26 protein-coding genes and 1 pseudogene are annotated in these 24,014 nt (G+C 40.8%); 15 read left to right on the forward strand and 12 right to left on the reverse strand.

The window, feature by feature from the left end; all coding sequences use genetic code 11:
* Position 1 precedes the first annotated feature (1 nt).
* Positions 2 to 1,060, reverse strand: a complete 1,059-nt coding sequence (gene desE / locus M1D90_RS07545) for a fatty acid desaturase DesE (protein ID WP_021837601.1) — start codon at positions 1,058 to 1,060, stop codon at positions 2 to 4.
* Positions 1,061 to 1,339: 279 nt separating this feature from the next.
* Here desE and M1D90_RS07550 point away from each other — a divergent pair, with 279 nt between their 5' ends.
* The 4 genes from M1D90_RS07550 to M1D90_RS07565 all read left to right on the forward strand — a co-directional run bounded on the left by M1D90_RS07550 (position 1,340) and on the right by M1D90_RS07565 (position 4,034).
* Positions 1,340 to 1,687: a winged helix-turn-helix transcriptional regulator gene (locus tag M1D90_RS07550; RefSeq protein WP_003183789.1), complete on the forward strand. Its 348-nt coding sequence runs from the start codon at positions 1,340 to 1,342 to the stop codon at positions 1,685 to 1,687.
* A 185-nt stretch (positions 1,688 to 1,872) separates the two neighbouring features.
* Entirely contained in the window at positions 1,873 to 2,499 is a 627-nt protein-coding gene (gene hxlA, locus M1D90_RS07555) for a 3-hexulose-6-phosphate synthase (protein ID WP_003183787.1), read from the forward strand.
* A gap of 2 nt (positions 2,500 to 2,501) precedes the next feature.
* On the forward strand, positions 2,502 to 3,059 hold the full coding sequence (gene hxlB, locus M1D90_RS07560) for a 6-phospho-3-hexuloisomerase (protein WP_128822657.1): 558 nt from the start codon (positions 2,502 to 2,504) through the stop codon (positions 3,057 to 3,059).
* A 585-nt stretch (positions 3,060 to 3,644) separates the two neighbouring features.
* Entirely contained in the window at positions 3,645 to 4,034 is a 390-nt protein-coding gene (locus tag M1D90_RS07565) for a tautomerase family protein (RefSeq protein ID WP_003183782.1), read from the forward strand.
* An 85-nt stretch (positions 4,035 to 4,119) separates the two neighbouring features.
* On the opposite strand, the gene erm is transcribed toward M1D90_RS07565, so the two are convergent.
* The 3 genes and pseudogenes from erm to M1D90_RS07580 form a co-directional block, all read right to left on the reverse strand.
* Positions 4,120 to 4,983, reverse strand: coding sequence for a 23S ribosomal RNA methyltransferase Erm (erm, locus tag M1D90_RS07570; RefSeq protein ID WP_023855325.1), 864 nt, complete (start codon positions 4,981 to 4,983; stop codon positions 4,120 to 4,122).
* 275 nt (positions 4,984 to 5,258) lie between these two features.
* The gene (locus tag M1D90_RS07575) at positions 5,259 to 5,303 is read right to left on the reverse strand and encodes an erythromycin resistance leader peptide (protein ID WP_105980607.1); all 45 of its coding nucleotides are present in this window, start codon (positions 5,301 to 5,303) and stop codon (positions 5,259 to 5,261) included.
* 274 nt (positions 5,304 to 5,577) lie between these two features.
* Positions 5,578 to 5,987 (reverse strand): annotated as a pseudogene (locus M1D90_RS07580) (metal ABC transporter permease); the annotation flags it as partial.
* A 97-nt stretch (positions 5,988 to 6,084) separates the two neighbouring features.
* Here M1D90_RS07580 and hemB point away from each other — a divergent pair.
* Positions 6,085 to 7,077: a porphobilinogen synthase gene (gene hemB / locus M1D90_RS07585; protein WP_023855321.1), complete on the forward strand. Its 993-nt coding sequence runs from the start codon at positions 6,085 to 6,087 to the stop codon at positions 7,075 to 7,077.
* Entirely contained in the window at positions 7,074 to 7,319 is a 246-nt protein-coding gene (yidD, locus tag M1D90_RS07590) for a membrane protein insertion efficiency factor YidD (protein ID WP_023855320.1), read from the forward strand. The genes hemB and yidD overlap by 4 nt, the downstream gene beginning before the upstream one ends.
* A gap of 210 nt (positions 7,320 to 7,529) precedes the next feature.
* Here the strand turns inward: yidD and M1D90_RS07595 are convergent, their stop codons facing one another.
* Genes M1D90_RS07595 through M1D90_RS07615 form a run of 5 tightly spaced genes read right to left on the reverse strand, consistent with a single transcriptional unit; the run spans position 7,530 to position 12,283 of the window.
* Complete coding sequence (locus tag M1D90_RS07595) at positions 7,530 to 8,456, reverse strand: CobW family GTP-binding protein (RefSeq protein WP_023855319.1); 927 nt, start codon at positions 8,454 to 8,456, stop codon at positions 7,530 to 7,532.
* A gap of 19 nt (positions 8,457 to 8,475) precedes the next feature.
* The gene (locus M1D90_RS07600; protein WP_023855318.1) at positions 8,476 to 9,258 is read right to left on the reverse strand and encodes an ABC transporter ATP-binding protein; all 783 of its coding nucleotides are present in this window, start codon (positions 9,256 to 9,258) and stop codon (positions 8,476 to 8,478) included.
* A 27-nt stretch (positions 9,259 to 9,285) separates the two neighbouring features.
* Complete coding sequence (locus M1D90_RS07605; RefSeq protein WP_051303761.1) at positions 9,286 to 10,302, reverse strand: FecCD family ABC transporter permease; 1,017 nt, start codon at positions 10,300 to 10,302, stop codon at positions 9,286 to 9,288.
* Positions 10,299 to 11,303 carry a FecCD family ABC transporter permease gene (locus tag M1D90_RS07610; protein ID WP_023855316.1) on the reverse strand — a complete coding sequence of 335 codons (1,005 nt, stop codon included), beginning with the start codon at positions 11,301 to 11,303 and terminating at the stop codon, positions 10,299 to 10,301. The genes M1D90_RS07605 and M1D90_RS07610 overlap by 4 nt, the downstream gene beginning before the upstream one ends.
* Before the next feature lie 5 nt (positions 11,304 to 11,308).
* Positions 11,309 to 12,283 carry an ABC transporter substrate-binding protein gene (locus M1D90_RS07615; protein WP_051303762.1) on the reverse strand — a complete coding sequence of 325 codons (975 nt, stop codon included), beginning with the start codon at positions 12,281 to 12,283 and terminating at the stop codon, positions 11,309 to 11,311.
* 184 nt (positions 12,284 to 12,467) lie between these two features.
* Here M1D90_RS07615 and M1D90_RS07620 point away from each other — a divergent pair, with 184 nt between their 5' ends.
* From M1D90_RS07620 to M1D90_RS07630, 3 genes are read left to right on the forward strand one after another with little or no spacing between them, the layout of a single operon-like run.
* Positions 12,468 to 14,060 (forward strand): CocE/NonD family hydrolase, encoded by a 1,593-nt coding sequence (locus M1D90_RS07620; RefSeq protein WP_456283296.1) that lies wholly within the window; start codon positions 12,468 to 12,470, stop codon positions 14,058 to 14,060.
* A complete protein-coding gene (locus M1D90_RS07625) occupies positions 14,026 to 15,387 on the forward strand; it encodes a YcaO-like family protein (RefSeq protein WP_023855313.1) in 1,362 nt (453 codons plus the stop codon). The genes M1D90_RS07620 and M1D90_RS07625 overlap by 35 nt, the downstream gene beginning before the upstream one ends.
* Positions 15,388 to 15,434: 47 nt before the next feature.
* Positions 15,435 to 16,028, forward strand: a complete 594-nt coding sequence (locus tag M1D90_RS07630) for a Crp/Fnr family transcriptional regulator (RefSeq protein WP_023855312.1) — start codon at positions 15,435 to 15,437, stop codon at positions 16,026 to 16,028.
* Positions 16,029 to 16,084: 56 nt separating this feature from the next.
* On the opposite strand, the gene M1D90_RS07635 is transcribed toward M1D90_RS07630, so the two are convergent.
* Positions 16,085 to 16,228: a hypothetical protein gene (locus M1D90_RS07635; RefSeq protein WP_161513139.1), complete on the reverse strand. Its 144-nt coding sequence runs from the start codon at positions 16,226 to 16,228 to the stop codon at positions 16,085 to 16,087.
* 171 nt (positions 16,229 to 16,399) lie between these two features.
* On the opposite strand from M1D90_RS07635, the gene M1D90_RS07640 reads away from it, so the two are divergent.
* The 6 genes from M1D90_RS07640 to M1D90_RS07665 all read left to right on the forward strand — a co-directional run bounded on the left by M1D90_RS07640 (position 16,400) and on the right by M1D90_RS07665 (position 20,855).
* On the forward strand, positions 16,400 to 17,176 hold the full coding sequence (locus M1D90_RS07640; protein WP_023855310.1) for a hypothetical protein: 777 nt from the start codon (positions 16,400 to 16,402) through the stop codon (positions 17,174 to 17,176).
* Positions 17,166 to 17,741 (forward strand): NADPH-dependent FMN reductase, encoded by a 576-nt coding sequence (locus M1D90_RS07645; protein WP_049936996.1) that lies wholly within the window; start codon positions 17,166 to 17,168, stop codon positions 17,739 to 17,741. Before M1D90_RS07640 ends, M1D90_RS07645 begins: the two co-directional genes overlap by 11 nt.
* Complete coding sequence (locus M1D90_RS07650) at positions 17,719 to 18,261, forward strand: GNAT family N-acetyltransferase (RefSeq protein WP_456283299.1); 543 nt, start codon at positions 17,719 to 17,721, stop codon at positions 18,259 to 18,261. Before M1D90_RS07645 ends, M1D90_RS07650 begins: the two co-directional genes overlap by 23 nt.
* Positions 18,262 to 18,498: 237 nt before the next feature.
* Complete coding sequence (locus tag M1D90_RS07655; RefSeq protein WP_456283301.1) at positions 18,499 to 19,122, forward strand: L,D-transpeptidase; 624 nt, start codon at positions 18,499 to 18,501, stop codon at positions 19,120 to 19,122.
* A gap of 384 nt (positions 19,123 to 19,506) precedes the next feature.
* Complete coding sequence (locus M1D90_RS07660) at positions 19,507 to 20,214, forward strand: DNA alkylation repair protein (protein WP_023855306.1); 708 nt, start codon at positions 19,507 to 19,509, stop codon at positions 20,212 to 20,214.
* A gap of 44 nt (positions 20,215 to 20,258) precedes the next feature.
* Positions 20,259 to 20,855, forward strand: coding sequence for a class I SAM-dependent methyltransferase (locus M1D90_RS07665; RefSeq protein ID WP_456283303.1), 597 nt, complete (start codon positions 20,259 to 20,261; stop codon positions 20,853 to 20,855).
* A gap of 446 nt (positions 20,856 to 21,301) precedes the next feature.
* Here M1D90_RS07665 and M1D90_RS07670 read toward each other — a convergent pair whose 3' ends face one another.
* Positions 21,302 to 21,715, reverse strand: a complete 414-nt coding sequence (locus M1D90_RS07670; protein ID WP_023855303.1) for an Lrp/AsnC family transcriptional regulator — start codon at positions 21,713 to 21,715, stop codon at positions 21,302 to 21,304.
* Positions 21,716 to 22,385: 670 nt separating this feature from the next.
* Complete coding sequence (locus tag M1D90_RS07675; protein ID WP_026579230.1) at positions 22,386 to 23,873, reverse strand: glycine betaine uptake BCCT transporter; 1,488 nt, start codon at positions 23,871 to 23,873, stop codon at positions 22,386 to 22,388.
* Positions 23,874 to 24,014: the final 141 nt, after the last annotated feature.

Genomic DNA, 24,014 nt, shown 5'->3' on the forward strand with positions numbered 1-24,014 from the left:
GTCAGGCGTTCTTTCGCAGCTTCTGTTTTTCCGTTGAATCCTGCGGAAGAGGGGAAGATGTTTGTTTCATGTCCCGAAAGGTTACAAACTGCTTTTTTTCTTCATCCCAAAGCCGGAACGCGAGTGATTGCAGGCTTGTTTTTAAAGTGATGGTCGGGACGTTTTTTAGTGGTTCGTGCTGCTCATGTGCGATTTCAAGTTTATAGTTAGGCACCTTTGGGCTCAGATGGTGAACGTGGTGGTACCCGATATTGCCAGTAAGCCATTGAAGCAGTTTCGGTAGTTTATAAAATGAACTTCCTTCCACAGCCGCCTGAACGTAGCTCCAGTTTTCATCCGCTTCAAAATAAGAATCTTCAAATGTATGCTGAACATAAAACAGCCAAACGCCGATCGAACCTGAGATCAGAAAGATCGGACCCTGTACGAGCAAGAACGATTGCCAGCCAAAGATCAGGCAGCAAACAGCAGCCAATGCCGCGATTGCAAGGTTGGTAAGGTATGTGTTCACACGTTCCTTCCGTCTTGCACCTTTTTTGTTAAAGCGGTTTGTGATCAGAAAGACATAAATCGGTCCGAGAATAAACATGATAAACGGATTTCTGTAAAGTCTGTATGCGATTTTTGTGCGTAGAGGTGCGGCTTTATATTCGTTTACCGTCAGCAGCCAGATATCGCCTGTTCCGCGTTTATCCAGGTTGCTGCTTGTCGCATGATGAATCGAATGGCTGTGCTGCCATTGAAGATAAGGAAATAATGTCAGAACGCCTGTCAAAAAGCCGAGAATGTGGTTAAGGCGTTTTTGTTTAAAAAAGGAAAGATGGCAGCAGTCGTGAAAAATAATGAAAATTCTCGTCAAAAACCCTGCGGCAATCACCGTTATTCCTAATGTAAGGAGGTAGGAGACATCGAGGCTGAGGTAGGCAAGAAACCACAGTCCGAAGAAAGGAATAAACGTATTGAAGAGCTGAATCAGACTGTTTTTGGTATCAGGCTGGGCAAATGCAGCAACCTGTTTTGTTAACTGTTTTTGTTTGTGTGTGGTGGTTTGTTCAGTCATAGTAAAGTTATCCTCTCATAAATGGGTCTTAAGTTAAGTTTACGGTACAGAGAGATGTCTTTGTAGTAGCACACATCATGCTTCAAACATGACACTTGTCATGTTTCCTTCATCCGAATGGATAAGAAGATTGACAATGTCATGATGGGCAAATCCGCATGATGATATGGTGAATAATGGAATCTGCAAAAACGCGATGATTGATTAGTTAAACAAAGTTCTTTTACAATGATGTGATAGATGTTCATTGTTTAGTCATTTCATAAGGGGAGAATTCATATGTCACGAATGGAAAATAAAACATTTAATTGTGAGAAGGAGCTGACGCTCAACATTATCGGCGGTAAGTGGAAAATGCTGATTTTGTGGTTTTTAGGAAAAGAAGGTACGAAAAGGTTCGGAGAATTAAAAGCTTTGATGCCCGGCATTACGCAAAGAATGCTGGTGAATCAGCTGCGTGAATTAGAAGAGGATCATATTGTACATAGGGAAGTATATCCGGTTGTCCCCCCAAAAGTTGAATATTCCCTAACGAAACAAGGAGAAAGTTTAATGCCTATATTAGAGGCGATGTATGAATGGGGTAAAAATTATATAGAAACGAACTTTTCAAAAGATGATGAATAGAATGGTTGACTTTAAGATACTGTTTTGGAGACAGTATCTTTTTCTATACCATATGAGGAAAAGTATAGTATGTAAAAAAAAAGTGCGTACTATTAATGGAATTTTCCCCTTGTTATACTCTTGATGTAACAAAATATGAAAAGAATAATCCGCGGAATTCTTAATTCAAACAGGAGTGATTGTAAGTGGAATTACAGTTAGCATTAGATTTAGTCAATATACCGGAAGCCATCGAAGTAGTAAAAGAAGTAGAAGAATACATTGATATTGTAGAAATCGGTACGCCGGTTGTGATAAATGAAGGACTCCGTGCAGTGAAAGAGATGAAAGCCGCTTTCCCGAATTTGAAAGTGCTGGCAGACCTTAAAATTATGGATGCGGCGGGGTATGAAGTGATGAAAGCATCAGAAGCGGGAGCCGACATCATCACCATTTTAGGGGCTGCTGAAGATATGTCTATTAAAGGCGCTGTAGAAGAGGCGAAAGCGCAAGGGAACAAAATCCTGGTGGATATGATTGGGATTAAAGACATCAAATCGCGTGCTAAGGAATTGGATGAGCTTGGTGTCGATTATATTTGTGTCCATACCGGTTATGACCTTCAAGCCATTGGCCAAAATTCATTTGAAGACTTAATGACGATTAAAAATGTTGTGAAAAACGCTAAAACGGCTATTGCAGGCGGAATTAAATTAGACACACTGCCCGAAGTCGTTAAATTAAAACCTGATTTGGTTATTGTCGGGGGCGGTATTGCAAATCAAGACGATAAAGCTGCGGCAGCCGCAAAAATGAAGCAGATGATCCAATAAACATGAAGACTTATGATTATGTAAAAGCGATCATCGCAGAGCTTGATCATGCAACGTCTCAAAATCAAGCGGAAGGTATAGAAGACTTAATATCCACTATCATGTCTTCTGAAAAAGTGTTTGTTTCCGGTGCAGGCCGCTCCGGTTTAATGGGGAAATCATTTGCTATGCGATTAATGCACATGGGGATCAATGCGTTTGTAACAGGGGAAACCGTAACACCGGTATTTACCGAAAAAGACTTGCTTATCGTGGGCACGGGATCTGGGAAAACAGAAAGTTTGCTTCATATGGCGGAAAAGGCAAAAGATATCGGAGGCACTGTAGCAACAGTAACGATCTCTCCAGATTCGCCGATAGCTGAAATATCTGACCTGATACTGCAGCTGCCCGGCTCCCCAAAAGATCAAACGACAGGCAATAAACAGACGATACAACCGATGGGCTCGCTTTTTGAACAGACTCTTTTATTGTATTATGACGCTATCATATTGCGAATCATGGAAATTAAAGGGCTGAATACTCATAACATGTATGGAAATCATGCCAACCTTGAATAATAGAAAATCGCCATCCGTAATCTTGGATGGTGATTTTTTTGTATACAAATCTGTTTTTAATATATCATTTACATCTATATTATATTTTTAAAATGTGGATAACGTAAACTGGAGCAGGGACTAAATGGATATATGAAGAAAGGAGCTTATTATGCTTACAAGTTTTAGCTTGGTTGGGTTTATCCCTTTATTTGTTTTTATTATTTTCATCATATTCGTGTTGAGAAAGCTTGTCCCTTTTTTTAAGAAATAAGTAGAGTGTTGATAAAGAAGGAGGCGGTCTTCGTAATTTCCGCCTTAACCGCATTCGATTTCATTTGACTGGAAGACAAAAAAAGTGTTTTCTGATCATATTATTGTCATGTTTTGATGAACTATTATGTACATACTCATCTCCTAAAGAACGGGTGTCAACTAATTTTTAATAATACAGACCTTATATCTTCGATACTGATAAAGCAGATGAAAAGATTATCAATTGTTGAATATATTTTGGTTATGTGTTATGTTTTTATCAAGTTAACAGACATCATTTCTTGTTATTTTGCTAACGAAATTTAAAATGATCAAAAAGGGGATAAACAAATGCCATTACTACGTTTCGATCTAATAGAAGGCCGTGATGAACAAGCATTAAAAAAATTATTAGATACCGCACACGATGCGATGGTAGAAGCGTTTAACGTTCCAGAGAAAGACCGCTATCAAATTGTCCATCAGCATCCGGCGAATGAGCTTATTATCCAAGATACAGGCTTGGGATTGAATAGATCAAAGGATCTGGTTGTGATCAGCATCACCAGTAAAACAAGAACAGAAAGTCAAAAAGAGAAATTGTACGCTTTACTTGCTGAAAAGCTTGAAGCGGAATGCGGCATTTCACCTGAAGATGTCATGGTGTCCATCACAGAAAATGGAGATGCCGATTGGAGTTTCGGCCTCGGCGAGGCGCAGTTTTTAACTGGAAAGCTGTAAGCGGGCAAAAGGAATGTTGACAGGGACATCTGAATCCCTCCAGAAAAGCTTAAGCTGCTGACGAGACGTCAGCAGCTTTTTTTCTTTATATTTCTCCGGGTTTTCGCTTATTTGCTCTTGGCCATTTGTGGTGCATCACATATTGAGTCATCGTGTTAAAAATAACCGCCCATTGGTTTTCGGTGAGCGTTCCAACCGTTTTTTCATTGTTGATTTTTAGACTTTTTCTTAAGTGTTTCATTTGACGTGGAGTAAAAATTCCGCGTAAAGCAACACAGAAAGGGGCTTGCGGCTCCTTTAGCGCATATTCGGCAAGTCCCCGAAACGCAATGTAATGTTTATGTGATAGAGGCGCGTCTTTTTTTCGTGTTATTCTGACCATTGCCGAGTCCACTTTTGGAGGGGGAGAAAAATGCTCTTTCGATATTTCTCTGACAATGCCAATATCAAACCACATTCTCCAAGCTAAAACATAGGAATTTTTAATGAATTTTGATGTGAAACGTTTAGCAGCCCCTTTTTCCATTACGATGATCCCTTTTTGAAATCCGCTTGCAGGATTGTTCAAGAGCATTTTCATGATGGGAGTTGTGATGGCATAGGGAATATTAGAGACCACCACAAACTTTTCTTTTGGTAAATGAATCTTCATGATATCTTGATGAATAATTTTCGTATTTGGATGCTGTGCTGTTTTACGTGTGAGTATAGCAACGAATTTAGAATCGTTTTCCACTGCCAATACCTTACCGGCTTTTTGACTTAGCACAGTTGTCAAAGCACCTTTTCCCGCTCCTAACTCTAAAACCGTATCGTCTATGCTAATATTTGCCCGATCCACAATTTCTTCAATTAATTTTTTACTATGCATCAAATGCTGTCCGGAAAAATTCGGATATTCCCCGCGGTTTAACTTTTTTCCTCTGTACTTATGATTTTTTTTCTTCATGTTTCCTCTTCCTCTCATCATAAAAAATCACAGGCGGTCTGCCTGTGATTCAGAGTAAAGGGAAGAGCCATCCTTTAAGGATGAATCCGCGGTATTTCCATAACCAAATAAGCCTTTCTCAGCCGTTAGAAAAAAGGATTAAACAAAAAAGAAAGGCAGAACGATCCGCCTTTCTACAAGTTACAAATTTTATATGCAAATTGAAGATTATTAAAAAAGGACAGACTGATCCCGTTTACTCTGCATACACAAACAGAGCCTTTGAACGTATTTAATTACTGGTTCAAAGTTGGGAAACGCAGTCTCATTGAGTGTGTCATTTTTTAATAATCCTCCTGAAAAGTTAAAGTTACGATCTCATTGTAGGGCATTCTTTGGAAAACGTCAACGGCTGGAATTTTCTCGTCCCTTACGAATATCGCAGGAGGCCATCAGGCAAGGCATGTGTGAAGAAACGGGAGTCAACGAAACGTCTTCATCAGCGGCCGGCGGTGACATTTCGTTTTCAGACCCAAAAAAGCCGCTATGTTTTGATTGGCGGCTTTTTGAAGACTAATCAATCGGAATTATAATCAGATCAAGAAGCAAGGTGCATTAATGTCGAGTTCTTTTAACCAGCAAAGCGGCCTTCTGTATCATAAATCCCGCTATTAAAAATACGACTAGCAGCAATGTGATGGTTGCTCCCGGAGGTGTACCCCACTTATAAGAAGAGGTAAGACCAGAGAGAATACTTAAAAGAGCAATGATGATAGAAACCGAAAAAACAGCTGTAAAGCCTTTGAACAGCCGAATGGCAAATGCCGCTGGAAGCACTAATAATGCCGATACAAGCAAAACTCCGATTGTTGGTATAATCACAGCGACTGTCATTCCAACTAGAATGCTGAATAAAGTGAAAGTAGCCGAACATTTACTCCGCTTGTTTCGGCTGTATCCTCGTCAAAAGTCATTAAATAAAGCTGTCTTTTAAAAATAAAGAAATATAATAAGATAAGAAGAGTACATTGAAATTATAAATGTGATTGTCTATACTTAAAAGTATAAATCGTAACAATTACGATTTAAAAATAACTCAAGTAGAAAAGTGGTGCAATAACATTGAATCAATCATTCGCATTCTCACGGCATCGCAGACTGCGCTCAACGCCGGGTATCCGGGATTTGGTAAGAGAAAATCGGCTTTCCGCTAACGATTTCATATATCCTCTATTTGTCCAAGAGGGTAGGGGGTTAAAAACAGAATTACCTTCCATGCCGGGCGTTTATCAACTGACATTAGATTTATTAGAAGAGGAAATTCATGAGTTAAGAATACTCGGAATTAAAGCGATTCTTCTCTTCGGAATTCCAAGTTGGAAAGATGATTTGGCAACGTCTGCTTATGTGTCAGATGGAATTGTTCAACGAGCGGTTAGGCAAATCAAGGCTTTAGATTATGATTTGGTCATCATTACAGACACATGTATATGTCACTATCAAACAGAAGGCCATTGCGGCATACCTGTAAACGGCAGGATCGATAATGACATGTCTTTAGATATACATGTAAAAGTCGCCGTATCTCAGGCGGAGGCAGGTGCCGATATTCTGGCGCCCTCAAGTATGATGGACGGATTTGTGACGCATATACGACATGCGCTGGATGAATCGGGTTATAAAGATATACCGATCATGTCGTACGGTATTAAATATGCTTCAAGCTATTATGGACCATTCCGTGATGCCGCGGATAATTCGCCGGCTTTCGGTGACCGCCGCACCTATCAGATGGACCCGGCAAACCGTTTGGAGGCTTTTCGTGAGGCTCAGTCCGATATTGAAGAGGGAGCGGATTTTATGATCATTAAACCTGGTTTGCCTTATTTAGACATCATCAGGGATATGCGAAATTCTCTCCAGATTCCGCTGGTTTCATATCAAGTAAGCGGTGAATATGCCCAAATAAAAGCTGCATCGCAAAACGGCTGGATAGATGAAAAAAATACAGTGTTGGAAAGCATGCTTGCGATGAAGAGGGCCGGTGCAGATCTAATTGTTACATATTTTGCAAAGGATATAGCAAAATTTCTTCGGGAGGATGATAGGTCGTGAAACGGGCCGCGATCGTATTCATTCGATTCTATCAAAAGGCGATATCACCTCTTTTCCCGCCAACTTGCAGATTTTATCCAACATGCTCCAACTATGGGCTTGAAGCTATTCAAAGGTTTGGGTTTATCAAAGGCAGTTATTTGCTCATCAAACGATTATTGAAATGCCATCCTCTTCATCCCGGAGGCTTTGATCCTGTTCCAAGCAAAACAGATAAAAAAAGTGGAGGGGATTCAAATTAAACAGGATTTAACTCTTTTCGATCGCAGGGCAGGCAGGGGAAGTTGAACGCTTTCCTGAAGAATTCCTGCACATTCAGGGCAGTAAATAGAAAAGGATACATAAAGATGACCGGGTGTATGTTTTAGCAATACACCCGGTCATCTCAGCTTTTTATGCTTTAAACCGTTTTATTATTTTGTTGTTCCTCATGGTTTTTTATCGCAAAGAGACTAGTCAGCTTCTAACAAGCTGGTTTTCTCTAGATTGCACAGTGTCTTTTGCAGTGTATGATGATCTAAATCATCACCAATAAAAACGAGTGTATTGTTCATCTTCAATCTTGATTTTGTTTGCAAAGGCATGCCGTAAGCGTATTGAAAAAGCAGTGTATCCGGATTTCCTGTAAAACGGATATAGCCTTTAATACGGTAGATCGTATCAGGCATTGTTTTTAAGAAATCTTCAAATAGCCTCTCGCTGATCGGATGTAAGAAAGTATGAACATAAGTTTTCATATGAAGATGCTGAATAGCGTGTACTTTCTCATGTTCGGCTCTTTCTTTCTTTTTAAGATTCGTCATGGTTGGAATATCGATGTCAGCGAATTCAGCCGGAATCAGCTTTCCCGCTGGATTTATACGATGTAATTCCTCTTCGATTCTCTTTTGGCTTTGCTTTGATATACAGTCAATCTTATTCATGACGATCATATCTGCATGCTTTACTTGCTCAACAATCAGCTTTTGGAGAGGAATCTTTAACTTTTTGCGTTCCATCCAACAGGCAGCGTCCAAAAGAGTAATGATAGAACCAATTCTTACTTTCTCAGCTAAACGGGGAGATAAACAGGCGTCCAACACTTCAACAGGATGGGCAACCCCCGTTGTTTCAATATAAATGACATCAGGATCATATTGATTTAACAGTTCGGATAATTGAACTTCGAGCTGATCAGACAGTGTGCAGCACACACATCCATTTAGCAATTCCTTTAAAGGTGTTTCGCTGGGAACCGAATCTGAATCGATGGAGACTTGACCCATTTCATTCATTACAACAGCTGCTGTTCTTCTTTCTTTTTCTAGAATTTTTTGAAGCAAGGTTGTTTTTCCGGAACCTAGGAATCCAGATAAAATAATGATTTCTGCGTTTGCCACGATGATCATCCTTTTCTTTTTAAATGTACCGGAAAGGGAAACAGATTTGCCGGTCAGTCTCTGGCTCATTGAAAAAGTGAGCTTCTACACCGAATACATCATGTAAAGTTTTCTCTGTTATCACGTTTTCAGGACGCCCCTGTGTGTAGAGCCGCCCGTCCTTCATAATCATCATCTGGTCACAATATTTTATGGCCTGATTTATGTCATGAAGTACCATGACAACCGTCTTCCTTTGTTGCTTATTTAAGGACTGAATTAAATCCAATACTGCGAGTTGATGCTGTACGTCAAGAAAAGTGGTAGGCTCATCCAATAAAAGAATAGGACTCTCCTGAGCAATGGAAAGAGCTATCCATGCCCGCTGCCTTTCTCCCCCTGACAAATGAGACAGCTTGCGATCTTGATAATTCACCAGTTTCGTCAGCTCGAGCGCTAATTTAATTGCTTCATGGTCCTGTTTTTTGAGCATTTTAATCGCTCCCGCATGCGGAAACCTTCCTTGTTCTACAAGTTCATAAACGGTCATGTCAAGGTCGCTGTCATACGATTGAGGCAGCATGGAAACAGTCTGTGCCAGCTGCTTTGCCGAATAGCTGGTAAGCGGCTTTCCGTGAATAGAAATTCGTCCAGAATCGGGTTTCAGCAATTTGGATATCGTTTGGAGAAGGGTGGACTTCCCCGAACCATTTGTGCCAAGTATCCCGGTTATTTCATTGTTGGGGATGTTCACAGACAGATTGCGAATAATGTTGTTATTTGAGATTGATACAGACAGGTTTTCGATCGTAATGGCATCCATGGTATGATTGATAGCACCTCGCTTTTATCATGTTTGTTTTCTTAATAAATAAAGAAAAAAAGGCACGCCCATAATGACGGTTACGGCTCCTGCGGGAAGCTGGATGTTTTGGCTGATGAAAGAAAAAGGCAAGAATGAAAATATATACTGTGCAATTAAATCGGCTGTTAACAGCAAAAGAGAAGATAGCAGCATACTGATAGGAAAGCTTTTTCTCGCATCCTCGCCAACGATCCGTTTGGCAATGTGAGGGCCGATTAAACCGATAAAGCCAATTGCGCCAACAATCGAAACCGCTCCTGCTGTTAAAAGGGCAGAGATGAAAAATAAAAGAGCGTTTGTTTTCTTTAAAGAAAGGCCCAGGAGCACAGCAGATTCTGTTCCCAGCCTCCAGGCATTTGCTATTCCCGCTGTCAACAATCCCGCAATGAGCGCAGGAACAGCAATTGGCCATAAAAGATTCAAGTGAGTCCAAACCCTTCCATTCAATGATCCGATTGTCCACAATAAAATGCTTCCAAGCGCTTCTTGGTGTCTTAGCAAAATAAATGAAGTCACAGCTTGCAATACCGCTGAAATTAAAATGCCGTTTAACAAAAAGACAGACGACATCTTCTTGGTATAAGAGCTTAATACATAAACGAAAAAGGCCGCCAAAATTCCGCCGAAGCATGCAAAGAATGGCAGAAAAAATGAAAGCTGCAAATGAGCAGGACCAAATGTAATCCATAAAACAGCAGCGCAAACTCCGCCAGCTGTAACACCTATCAGCCCCGGTTCAGCCAATGGATTTCTCGATAAGGATTGAATCATAGCGCCTGCAAGCCCAAGCATTCCGCCTGCCAATATCGCAGTTAATCCCCTCGGAATTTTCAGATCTTGGATCACTTCATACCGGTAAGCAGGAGCAGTTCCATTGATCATGTCAGAAATGACAGACAGGGGGGATGCGTTGTTCTCCAGGATCATGGAAAGCGAAAAAAACACGATTAAAAAGAATACGTTCAAAAAAAGCAGCATGACAAATCGGTTTCTAGAGTTCATGTGCTCTTCCTCCTTTTATTTAAAAAGAACAAGAGCAATAAACCGCCAAACATTACGGTAAACAATCCGACCGGCAGTTCTTGCGGATAAAACAACATTCTTGCACTCAAATCGGTTCCCATTAACGTGCAGCTTCCGATCAACCCTGACAGCGGTAAAATGACAAAAGCATTGCTGGTTCCCATTATGCGTCTCGCTAAGTGAGGCGCAATAAATGCTATGTATCCAACAGGGCCGCATACGGCAACGCCGGCGGCTGAAAGCGAAACACTGAGAAATAAAAGAAAAGTACGCATTTTCACGACTGAAACGCCTCTGCCTTGGGCCGCTTCATCTCCGAGTCTAAGAACATTCAACGGCTTTGCCATGGCCAAAGCCGCCGGTACACAAACAAGAAACCAGGGGGCGATTTCTATCACGTGATCCCAATTTCTGTTGGCAAGACTGCCTATCAAATAAAAAAATAGCAAACCGATATCATTTTGACTGCCGATACTGATGGTGATAATGATTAAACTTTGGAAAAAGGCACTGACTGCAGCGCCGATTAAAATCATATTTTGTTTATTGGCTTTTCCCATCGTGCATAAAATAACAACGATCCCTCCAGCCAGTCCTCCAGCCAGGCTTATAAACGGATGGAGATAAAACGCTACAGGCAAATGCAGAACAGTCAACACTGCCATTGTGAGTGAAGCGCCCGCACTAACACCTAATAGTTCAGGACCAGCCAGACCATTATGGAAAGTATCCTGCAGGATAGTTCCGCTCAGCGCGAACATCATTCCTATGAAAAAGGCGATCATTGCCCGCGGCATCCGAATCTCCATGATGGAAACGTAAAGCAGCGGGTCACTCTCTCCGCCCTTTGTCAATATGCGAAACACACTGCTGAAAGAAGCGGAAGGAGAACCTGCTGAAAGGGAAAGATAGAATAGGTATATACATGATAAAGCAAGGACGAGATATAAAATCAATAATCGTTTATGCTTCACGCCCATTTATTTTATTCCTTTTCAACATCAATCGTTGGATATAATTGTTCCATTGCTTCACGGAGAATAATTGTTAACGAACCGACACCCCGACCATTTGCCCAAATCGAAGTCCGGACTTCATGGACGTTGTCATTTTTCACGGCTTTCAATCGTTTCCAAATGCGGTTATTAGCAAGCTGCTCTGATAATGAAGGGCCTTTATTATTTCCGAAATTGAAGGTTTCGACAAAGATGACATCGGGATTTTCCTTTAAGATTTCTTCCAGCGAGTATTTGGTTCCACCGGCATTGTGTCCTTCTTGCTTTCCTTTGACTTTCCACGGGTAATCAGTTATTTCATTTAAAATAGAACCGACAATGGAACTTTGTGTATCAATGCCGAAGTTAATATCAGACCCGTACATAACTAAAGCCTTTTTATTTTTCGGCGACATCTTTTTAACTTGCTCCAATTTCTTTTTAAAGTCATTTGTCAGCTGTTTTGCTTTCTTTTCTTCACCAAGCATCGAACCAAATGTTTCAACGAAAGAAAGCGAGTCTTGATAATGATTGGGATTGACTAAGAAGAGAGGAGCTTTATCGCCCAGGCCGTCTCTTAAATTATCATGAACACCGCCAAGCCCAATCACCAAATCCGGTTCATATTGATAAATGTTCTGAAGGTTAGGTTCATAAAACGTGCCGCCGATTAATGGAATTTGATGGTCTTTTCCATAAAATTCGTCTTGGCTGACAAGTCCGTCTTCGAGCACAGCTTCAGGCTTCAAACCTAATTCATGCAATGTATCACTGCAAATTTCTGTTAAACAAATAATCTTTTTAGGTGTTTTCGAGAAAGAAATTTTATGGCCCGTGTCATCTGTATACGACATTTCTTTCTTTTGACTGCCTTTGTTATGGCTAGTATCACTGTTCTCCGGCTGGCTTGAGCAGGAAGAAAGGATAACGATGAACATGGCAATCAAGAAAATGGCTTTCTTCATATGGATGCCCCTTTCAAATCGTAATTGTTACTATTTATAAGTTTAATAACATTTTACAACGTTGGCAAGTATGGAAAAAATAAAAATTCTTGACATATAAAGGAATAAAAATTATGATGAGTTTCAAATCGTAACCATTTCGATTTGATTGTTGGATGAATGACAAATGGAAAGGAGGGCGAAAATGATTTCTTTTCGATGGGAGGTGGCTGCAGAGGATGGAGCCATGCTTTGCGCAGAAGCTTATGTACCGGCTGAAACCGGTGCATTTCCAGTTATACTCACGAGAACTCCCTATGGCAAATCAGCATTTTCCGAGACAGCTAAAGCGTGGTGTGAATTAGGTGTCGCGTTTGTAGCGCAAGATGTAAGAGGGCGCTATCAGTCAGGCGGAAGATGGATACCGTATTCTGCAGAAGCAAAGGATGGTGCAGCAACGCTTAAAGCGTTGAAGAGGGCTTCGTGGTGCAACGGACATATTGCATTAATGGGTGAATCTTATGGAGCGTTTACAGCTTTTTTAGCTGCTCAATCGGAAATTGGCAGGCAAACGCCGTCAGCTTTAATTACACTCGTGCCTGCAATGGGACTGAAAAAAACTGCATTCACTTCTGATCGCGTTTTTTATCTCGGCGACCGGCTTTGGTGGGATGCCTCATTCGGTTCTTCACGAGAAAATATAGAGCATCTGTTTTCAGCCGTATTGAACAAGCATTCTTCCGCTGTTTTCACATTGCCGGTGATTGACATTCCAACAGTCTTTCCCATGCAGCTTGCCAACTGGCGCCGGATTTTAGAGAATGAGCACAATGAAGAATCGTTAAACTTGGAGTCTGTCCATCAGCCTTGTTTACATATTGGAGGATGGTACGATCCATTTGTATCCCACACCATTCATAATTTTAAAACCTTAAGAAAAAAAGAGAAGCGTCAGGCGCTGGTGATTGGCCCGTGGAGCCATGAAGTGAACCGGATTCCAGCCTTTGAAATCTTACATGATCAAAAACATGCCGTGATTCCTCTTGGCTCGCTTGAACATGCATGGCTTGAGAGTATATGGTCTGACAAGCTGTATCCATTTCCTGAAATCCTGCTGTATGTGACAGGAGCTGATCAATGGATAGCACCAGAGGAATGGCCGCCAGCCGGTACAATGGATTTCACTTTATATTTACGCGAATGCCGGTTGTCGACTGATATGCCGGCAGGGGGAGAAAACACAAGTTCCTCTTACACTTACGATCCTTTACAGCCTGTTCCTTCCCAAGAATATCCTTCTAAAAGAAATGAAATTGAAAAAAGGGCAGATGTATTAGTATTTACCTCAACCCCCTTTGTTCGTGACATCATTTTGTCCGGTGCTCCGGCCGTAAAATTATGGGTCAGCTCTACCGCTCCTTCAACCGATTTTATTGTTGTGATAACTGAAGTTTATCCGGATGGAACGTCAGTATATTTAACACATGGCCATATAAGAACAGGCGATGAGAAAGGAGGTATCAGACCGCAAGACGTGACGATATCGATGGAACCGAGATGCCACAAAATAAAAAATGGCCGCCGGATTCGTCTTTCGATATCGAGCAGTTCATTTCCGAAATACGCCAGGCACCTTAATCGAAATGGAGATCAACACCTTCAGTCTTCACCCCAAATTGCTGAACAGACGATTTGGCATTCTGAACACATGCTGTCACATCTCAAAATACCAATAGAAAATTCATTGTTAGAGAGGTGTTCATATGAGTTTACCCCTGGATGGCCAACTGCTCATTGATAAAAGAACCGGTATTATTAATGGTTTGCAAAAAGTGGATATTGAACCTGTTTTACCGAGGAAAGCCGTCTCATGGAGAGCGCAAGTCACCAATGGAAGGATCCTTGCTAATATTCCGTCAGATCGCATTGCGGGGGGCACTCATTTTTCCAATGATCAAGCAAGGAATGCAGCAATCGGGGAAGCGATTGAGCGATATTCCGGAAATTATAAAGGAGGGCCCTTTATTCGAGGCTCCTATCAGGAGTTGAAAAGAAAGGGCTACAAGCTGCTGGACCCTGACCGGATTCCTCTTTATTCTACTTGGCAGTATGCTGAAAAAGGTTTTCCTTTTATCCCGTTTACAAAGGATTTAAAAGTGAATTGGGTACAAGGTTTTTCTCTTACATGTAAAGAAGAGGTGCTGCTGCCCGCCTCGCTTGTTTATATTAACTATTATGAAGGGATATTTGCCAATGAGCCGCCTGTTCATTTTGTGAATTATGCCGGCATTGCCAGCGGGCCGACCTTGGAATTTGCACTTAAATCAGGCCTTTTGGAACTGATAGAGAGGGACGCAACCGCAATCTGGTGGGGATGCAGGGGCCAGATTGATGCCATTGACATAAATGATCATCCCGATCTTCTTAACAGTTTGGAAGCAAGAGAAGAAAGTGAAATACGCTATACTTTTCTTCCTTTAACAACAGATATAAATATTCCAGTCATTGGGGCGATGCTGTATGACCCTGTTCGTCAAATTGCATGTATGGGTTTTTCGAGCAGGCCCGATCCGAAAAAAGCCTTGCTGAAGGCTGCTGCAGAAACGGTTCAATCCTATCATTTATCATTGGATTTACTGGATCCGGATAGCCCGTTATGGGACGCGGTTCATACAGGAATACTGCATCAGGCTGCACTGCATTCCTATCGAAAAGACAGGAAATATGTTCAGTCATTTAAATCGGATTACCATGATATGATTGATCTTTTGCATAATAGCCAGTATTATTTAGATCCTGACTCACATCAGGATATTCGCCATATCTTTGATGCAGAAGAAAAGGGAATGCTTCCGGAAAAGCAGTCTCTTACTTCATCAGATATTGCAGAGGCTCTGGCAAAACATCAAATCGAGTGTTTTTATGCAGATGTGACGACTGAAGATGTCAGAACTGCCGGTTTCACAGTAACACGAGTGATCGCTCCCGGGCTTGTGCCTAATGCACCGGCAGCCTTTCCATACCTTGCGCCTAAACGTCTGTATGAAGTGCCGTACCGCATAGGGTGGTCAGAACATGTGCTGGACGAGCATCATATCAATTTGAAGCCCATTCCTCACAGCTAATCATGAAGAGGGATGATATTGACCTTTATAAAAAGAGGTGTTTTTCATTGCCTTTTTTATGTGAGACCGCCCCTGTCAGAACCTATGCGCGAAATCAAATCGTTCCTTTGGAAAACAGCCGGATTTACATTGTTCAATCAGGCCTTGTTTTTATATGGGAAACACATCTTGACGGACGTCAAGTTTTGGTGAATATCCTTGACGGAAATTCGGCCATTCAAATTCATAACTTTGTCCATGCCTCATATGAAATGCAAATCAAAAAAACGTCCTTTCTGCAAATTACATTTCTTGAAGCGATTGATAATCAAATGAATATACTCCATGCATTGAGAAAACAAACATTTATGTCAGAAGAGCTTGCAGCGATCCACAGGGAAAAATATGTAGAGCATAGGCTGTATTTTTTTCTTCAATTTCTAAAAAGACATTTTGGAAAGGAAATCAAAAAAGAGCATTATTTAATAGCAGTGCCTATCACACATGAAGAGCTTGCATCCGCTGTAAATTCAACAAGGCCGACCATTACCAAATTGTTAACCAAAATGATTGATAAAAATCAGGTTGTCTATCAGCAAAACGGGAAAAATCGCTGGATCATATTAAAGCCGCTGTTCTTTTCTGCTGCAGAGCCGTTCTAAAGATAAAAAAAAAGCTGCGTCAACTTCAAATTGACGGCAGCTTTTTTTATCTTTTATTAATTTTCTTCGTTGTCTTTTTCTTCTTCCCAAACGAAAGGATTGTGAACCAGTGCATGATGGTGTGGATCTACAGCAAATGTTCTGCCTTCATCTAAAACTTCCAATAACGTTTTGCTGGCTTCTGAAACTTGTTTGCTCATTTTTCTCCACCTCTTTGAAAAATTTTTGAGATTGCATGCATGCTTGATCTCATCTTTATTTTCTTTCAATTGGCAACGTATTTCTGTCAGATCAATGACGACAGAATGGTATGGAGAAACACAGCTTTGACAGCGAATTTTATTTAAGATGATAGAAAAAAGGGTGATCTGATGACACACTATATATTTCCTCATCATATGATTCCGTTTCTAGGTTCCGATCAACAAGCCTATTTGATGAATGAAGAAGGAGAAATCATGAAAGTAGGATTTCTGAATGAACGTTCTAACATGTACTGGGGACGTTTAAAACCTGGCGCTTCGATTCAATTGCCGGATGAAGAGACAGAACTGATCCATGTCATGAATGAAATTTCTCAAAGAGAGGAATTCATATCTCCCTCTATTCATATGGTTACTGACGATTCTTTTTCAAAAAAGCTTGAGGCGAAATTTGAACAATCCGGATTTTTTATATCGTCGACAAACCAAAAGGGGATTCACATTGTATTCAGCGGATTTTTCAATTGCGATTCTTTTCAAAGATTCAGTGATGATGCCCAAGAAAACCAGCTGCATTGGCTGCCGCTTTATTTCGACGGACGTATTGCCAGAGTAGGTCCATTGCTTGGTCCTTATCTTCAATTTGAAGATTTAAGGAAGCGGCTATTAGCGGCAGCATATTTTCCCGATGTCACTGATTCTTTATGGAAGGCAGCGCAAACGGCTCCCTTTTCAGAACATCACCTCCCTCTTGTCCATCTGGAATGGCTGCTGACGCAAATCAGCTGGATCGTTCATGATTACAGCTCTGCAAATCAACTCCGGCTGCATATGCATCAGATCAGCCTTGACCCCGCAAACATGGAAACAAAACGCCATCCGATATTAAAAGTGCCGTCTCCTATTCCAAGTCATGAAAGAAAGGATGAATGTCATGTCCGCTAATGTGCTGGGACTTCTCGGAAGTCTCCGCTATCCGTCAAAAACAGAAGAAGCTTTAAGGATATGCCTGAAGGCCGCAGAGCGCAGAGGTTGTACCACAAGTATATTTGATGGCAGGATCACGCCGCTTGAATTTTGTGACGGACGCGATGAAGAGGATACATATGTGGAAGGGGTGGCTTTGTTGAGGGAAAAAGTGCGGGAAGCGGATGCAATTGTCATCGCGTCTCCGGAATACAGCGGAAGCTATTCTGCTTTTGCCAAAAATATGATTGATTTTCTCGGGCCGGATTATCTGCAGGGAAAATGGGCGGGTGTTATAGGGGTGGCAGCCGGAAATTCAGCGGCCAATACGGTAGCGCATCTTTCAGCAATTCTTGCACGAAACGGATGCTGGCTCGTCCCCACCCCTGTAGAACTGCCGGCAAGCCATACCATCTTTTCACAGCACGCGTCTTCGCCGACCGCAAAGCATTTGGTAAGTTTGCTGAATGCACTGGGCGAAAATATCGCTTTCAGCGTTAACCAAATAAATCGGAGGCAATATGAAAACCATACAAGTCAGTGAGACCGTTATGTTAAGAGAATTCAAGACAGAAGATGCTGAGAGCCTGTTTGAGTTGATTGATCGATCCAGAAATCATTTGATAGAATGGCTTCCTTGGGTTGACGGGGTAAAAAGTGTGAAAGACAGTCAAGGGTTCATTACGTTTGCACAAGAAGAAGCGGAATCCGGATCTTCGCTGCATCTCGGCATTTTTGAAAAAGGCCGTTTGGCAGGGAAAGTGTGCTTATATCAAATCAATGACAGAATCAAAACAGCCTCTATTGGCTACTATATAGGTGCGGATTTTGAGGGAAGAGGACTCGTGACACAAGCTGTAAAACAGCTGGCTGCTTTTGCCTTTCAGACGCGAGGGCTAAATCGCTTAGAAATAAAAATGATCAGCCAAAATAAACGAAGCCTCGCTGTACCTCAGAGACTTCGTTTCTCTTATGAGGGCTGTTTGCGAGAAAGCGGAGAATTTCAGGGAAAGCCTGCTGACCAGCTTATATTTTCGTTGCTAAAAAGGGAATTTCAATCATAAGGATGCGGAAAAAGAAAGATTTTAGCTAACGTTTAAAAATGACCACGACAACAATTGACTGAAGTGCCGGCAGTGCTGGGATTAAAACGAGTTTTAGAGAAGCATGGAAATGAAGATGCTCCGAGTTTGAATGAAGCCTGAGCTTTTTGAATGGCCTTGTGCTTTGACAAAAAAGGATGAACTAAGCTACAATCCAAATCGTAATGTTTAAGATTTATATAGGGGGAAAGACTTCTTATGAAGCATAAACGGCGAATTGGATTATTGATAGTAGCTTCTGTATCTCTGGTTGGCACAATGGCAGCTTGTTCAAAGTCAAAAGCTGAAATGGAGCAGGTGAACGCTAAAGTAAACCAGCCTGCTGATACGTCATCAACAGAAACATCGAAGAATGTAAAAACAAAAACGGAGAAAAAAGAAATCGACTGGACAAAACCTTCAGACGGAAAATACCCTGACATTAAAAATAATGATTCCATCTGGATTGATGTGTCTACAAAAAAACAGGAGGCCTACATAAAAGATGGAAGTAAAACAATCTATACGATGAATATTTCGTCAGGTCTCGATCAAACAGAGGATGATTCAACACCAAAGGGTACATATTATGTAGAGCCTGAACGAGGTGAGTGGTTTTTCTCCCCAAAATATCAGGAAGGTGCAGAGTATTGGGTTTCATGGAAAAATCATGGTGAATTCTTATTTCATAGCGTACCATTCAACAAAGATAAAAAAGTCATTGAAAAAGAAGCAAAAAAATTAGGGAAAAAAGCTTCCCATGGATGCATCAGGCTTGCGATTCCAGATGCAAAATGGATTTATGAAAACATACCTGAAAAAACAAAAGTAGTGATCAGCTGATTTGGCTCGTTTTATTTATCAAGTTAGGAGACTCTTTTTTTAAGAGTCTTCTTTTTGCAAATATCGGTGGCATCCGAATTTGACGCATGAAGAGGAAGGGCGGTCAAAAATAGACCCCTTTCTGCTTTTTAGAATGTTTCATATAATAAACATAAATGATATGAATGAAGTGCAGAGGAAATGTAGTTTTTAATCAGACTTAGGAAACAAACCAGCCGCTAAAAAAGATGAGGATCATACATGGCAACTGATCTTTTCATGCTGATGTACTGGTTATGGAGGGCATTAAAACAAATAAAGTTGATTTGTAATGATTAGATGAAGTGTAAGAGCATGATAATGGAATAAAAGAAACGAATTTAATTTAAAGAAGGAAGTGAAAGCATGGATCTTGAAACGGTTATGAAGGAACTTGAAGCGCTGGGTACGGAAAATATGAAAAAAAGATACATAACGAATGGTGCACACGAACCGCTTTTTGGTGTGGCGACAGGCAAAATGAAGCCACTCGCAAAGAAAATCAAGAAAAATCAGCCTTTGGCGGAGCAGCTTTACGCTACCGGGAACTACGATGCCATGTATTTTGCCGGCATTATTGCTGACCCAATCACAATGACTGAAGCTGATTTCGAGCGCTGGATCGATGCGGCGTATTTTTATATGCTTTCTGATTATGTTGTTGCCGTAACTTTGGCAGAAACCGATTTTGCGCAGGCTGTCGCAGATAAATGGATTTCAAGCGGTGAAGAACTCAGAATGTCGGCAGGCTGGAGCTGTTACTGCTGGCTTTTAGGTAATCGATCGGACGATGAATTTAATGTGACCAAAATTGCCGGTATGCTTGATCAGGTGGAACATGCGATTCACGATTCTCCGGATCGAACAAAATCGGCTATGAATAACTTTATCTACACAGTCGGGATTTCATATTTGCCGCTTCATGAAAAGGCGGTTGAAACCGCAAAAGCAGTAGGCCCGGTCGAACTTCGGCGGGACAAGAAAAAAAGCAGTATCCTGAACGCTTCCAAAAATATTCAAATGGATGTTGAGAAAGGCCGCCTTGGTTTCAAACGGAAATATGTAAGATGTTAGCACAGTCTGCAGTGAAATTTCTAAAAATAAATAGGGAGTGGAACATGGAAGATAACGTTTTTGAACAGATGGCAAACCGATATGATACAGAAGAAAGAATTGAATTAGCAAAAGTGATCGTGAATGAAGTAAGACAGGAATTGAGAAATAGTCAATCAAAATCTTTAATCGACTATGGGAGCGGTACGGGTCTCATTAGTTTAGAATTATCAGATTTAGTACATTCTATTTTGTTGGTCGATTCATCAAAACAAATGCTGGAGGTGGCAAAAGCTAAAATTTCTCGCAAAGGAATCGCCAACGCAAAAGTGCTTTATTCAGATTTTATCCAAGAAACTCCTGAACTGAAGGCAGACATCGTTTTAATGTCACTAGTCCTTCTTCATATTCCGAATACGAATAAAATTTTACAAGAATTGTTCGGTGTTTTAAATAATGGCGGAAAGCTCTTGATTATTGATTTTGACCAAAACGATAAAATTCAACATCCGAAAGTTCACAGCGGTTTTTCGCACGAAGAATTGAAAAAAAGATTATCCGATGTTGGATTTAAATCAACTGAAATGAAGACATTCTATCACGGCCATCGTATTTTTATGAATCAAGATGCCTCAATGTTTATATCTAGCAGCATAAAGTGATTTCTTGTTTTTTGAAAAGAAATAGCGGAAGCCGGAAAACGATCCGGCTTTTTCTGCTTTCTATTTCTTCAAATAAGGCCGAAAGGGCCGGCGATGACTTCTTTTTCTCTGCCGTCCAGGGTGTTCGTTTTTTTAAGCTCTGTGCCTGAGCTGGATAGTGTCAATGGCGTTCTCCGATCCAGAGAACCTCGATGAGCGAAATTTCGTTTACTACTAGAATTTATCCGTTTCCTGAGCGAAAAAGAAGTGAGCGGTTTTAAACTTAAACAATAAAGCTATTAATAGAGATGATATACGAAAACGAAATATCATGCTCGGGTTAGGAGATTTTCAAAAAGCCCTTGATTTCGATTCAAGGGACTTTAAATGTGAGGCGATTTCTTCAATAAAGTCGGATTTCAATCTTGGCCTATCAAAAAACAGGAATCGTCACTTTTAATGATGAACTAGAGCTTATTAATAATGACAGTTAATTTATAATTAACATGTCTGTTTAAGTTGATCAAAAACTGATCTAATGATTCATTGGATGGGAATTTGCATTCCAGGAGATAACAGCCGTCTCCGCTGATTTTATAATTGTTGATGACATATTCATCTTGTGTTTTGATAAAGGATAAATAGGATTGATGATGTGTACTTTTGGTATAGATATTGAGCATCGCGTGAACAGTATAACCCATCTTTTTTTCATTTACTTTAATTGTATACCCCTCAATCACTCCGTTATCTTCTAATTTTGCGACCCTGGCGGCAGCTGCTTGTCCTGTCAAATGGACTTTTCCACCCAGCTCTTTCATCGTAATTCGGCTGTTTTTAGACAGTTCCTCCAAGATCTGCATATCCGTTTGATCTAACATAGCATTCAAATCCTTTCAAAAATCAAGTTAATCGGCAAAAAAGAGTGATTGATTCTATGCATTCTCGTCAATGAGTGACATTGTAAACTATACGGAGATAAAAGAAAAAGAGATGTGTCTCATGAACGGTTCTCATACTCAGTTCGACTGGAACTTCAAGATTAACACTCCAACTATTATGGGGGCATCCCTTCAGGCAATGAGCAACCTTCTGGCGGCATGTCCGAGTCGCCCGTTGAGGAGGCCGGCGGCGAGGTGGCCATAAGTGGGTAGGGACGCATCAAGAGGATCTTCCAAAGCGGATCACCACTTCAGCGTAATTTCGGCGCCGGCGAAATCACCTCACTAACCGAGAGAGGTTTATCTCAAAGTGTGTCATCGAGCAATTGATGCCTTTTTTATTGTCATTACACTCCATTTAAAAGAGTTTTTTAAGCTTATTTTTATATATAATATACGGTCTTTCCAAAACAAGTCAAACGGTCAAAAGATCAAAACGGCGAACACTTAAAACCTTGACCAGGCAAAATATAATATATTTTAAAATCACTCAAGTTCACTTAATTACCCGGAAATGTCCCACGGAGTTCGCGCTTGATGATATCTTCGGTTTTCATGGAAATGAAGTAGTTAGAAGGGATGCTTATGCAGAACACCCCTTCTTTTTACATTAATTGTTACGCTCATGGAAATCTTCCTTCATTGCTTTATTTAGTGAAACAATCATCATCAATAAAATAAATATGAAAGGGAATGCCGATACAATCGATGCAGTCTGCAAAGCTCCAAGTCCTCCAGAAGCCAGAAGGACAGAGGCTGTAGCTGCTTGGATCACACCCCAGACTAGTTTTACCATATTGGGGGGATTGAGACTGCCGTTAGTAGACTGCATCCCCAATACGAAGGTGGCTGAATCAGCTGACGTAATAAAAAAGGTGCTGATGACAAATACCGCCAGGACTGAAGCCGCGGTACCGAACGGAAGCGAGGAGAACATCCCAAACAAAGCTTCCTCATTCGCTAATTCCGTCAAACCCGTGTTTATACCTTCAAGTTCTTGGAACAGGCTTCCCCCTCCAAATACAGCAAACCACAGAATACAAAACAAAGTAGGGATAAAAAGGACTCCTATAACGAATTCTCGAATCGTACGGCCTTTAGAAACCCTCGCGATGAATGTGCCGACAAATGGAGACCATGCAATAAACCACGCCCAATAGAACACGGTCCAATCTTTGATCCATTGTTTATACTCTGGATCAAAAGGGGCAACCGCAAAGCTGTCTTCGGGCAGATGCTTCAAGTACGAAAAAGTCGTTGATGAAAGTTTCTCTAAAATATAGCCTGTTGGTCCAATTATAATTGTTAATAACAGCAAAACAACAGCTAAAAAAATGTTGATGTTACTCAAATATTTAATGCCTCGGCTAATCCCGGTCCAAGCGGATATCATAAATAGCACAGTCACGATAATAATAATGATGAACTTCGTTGTCATCGTATTTTCAATGTCTGTAATAAATGCAAGACCGCCGCCAATTTGGGACGCACCCATTCCAAGGGAAGTCGCTACGCCGAATATTGTGGCAAAAACAGCTATGATATCAATGAGTTGACCAATGACTCCATTTACTTTATTACCCAACAGCGGTTGAAGCGTGGAACTGATCACTCCAGGAACTTCTCTTCTAAATTTGAAATAGGCAATAGCTAGAGCAATGATCGTATAAATACCCCATGTATGAAGCCCCCAATGAAATACAGAATACCTTAGCGCTTTTGTCGCAGCTTCCACCGTTTCAGGCTCTGCCCGGGGAGGAGCAGAAAAATGGACGAGAGGTTCTGCAGCTCCCCAAAAAATGATTCCAATTCCCATTCCGGCACTAAACAACATAGCAAACCAAGTTAAACGGTTGTACTCAGGCTTGTCATCTGGCTTCCCCAGCTTCATTCTTCCATATGGACTAAATATTAAATAAATCGAATAAATAAGGAATACAGATACAGATAAAATGTATAACCAGCCAAACTTGTCAGTTAAAAATGACTGAATGTTAGATGAAATGAGGGCAAGGTTCTGAGGAGCCCATGCTCCCCAAATGACAAAAATGACAGAAATGAATAAAGAAATCCAGAAAACACTAGTTACTTTTTTCACAAAAAATCACCTTTCCAAAATTTGTATTATGCTGAAATTTTCTGTAAGCAAACTGATATATAGCTATTTTATAAGTTGATAATGTTCCCTTTATAAAAAAAACCCTCCTTTTTAAAGAATCAAAATATATAGAACGTCCTT

It is taken from the genome of Bacillus sp. JZ34 (assembly GCF_053903205.1).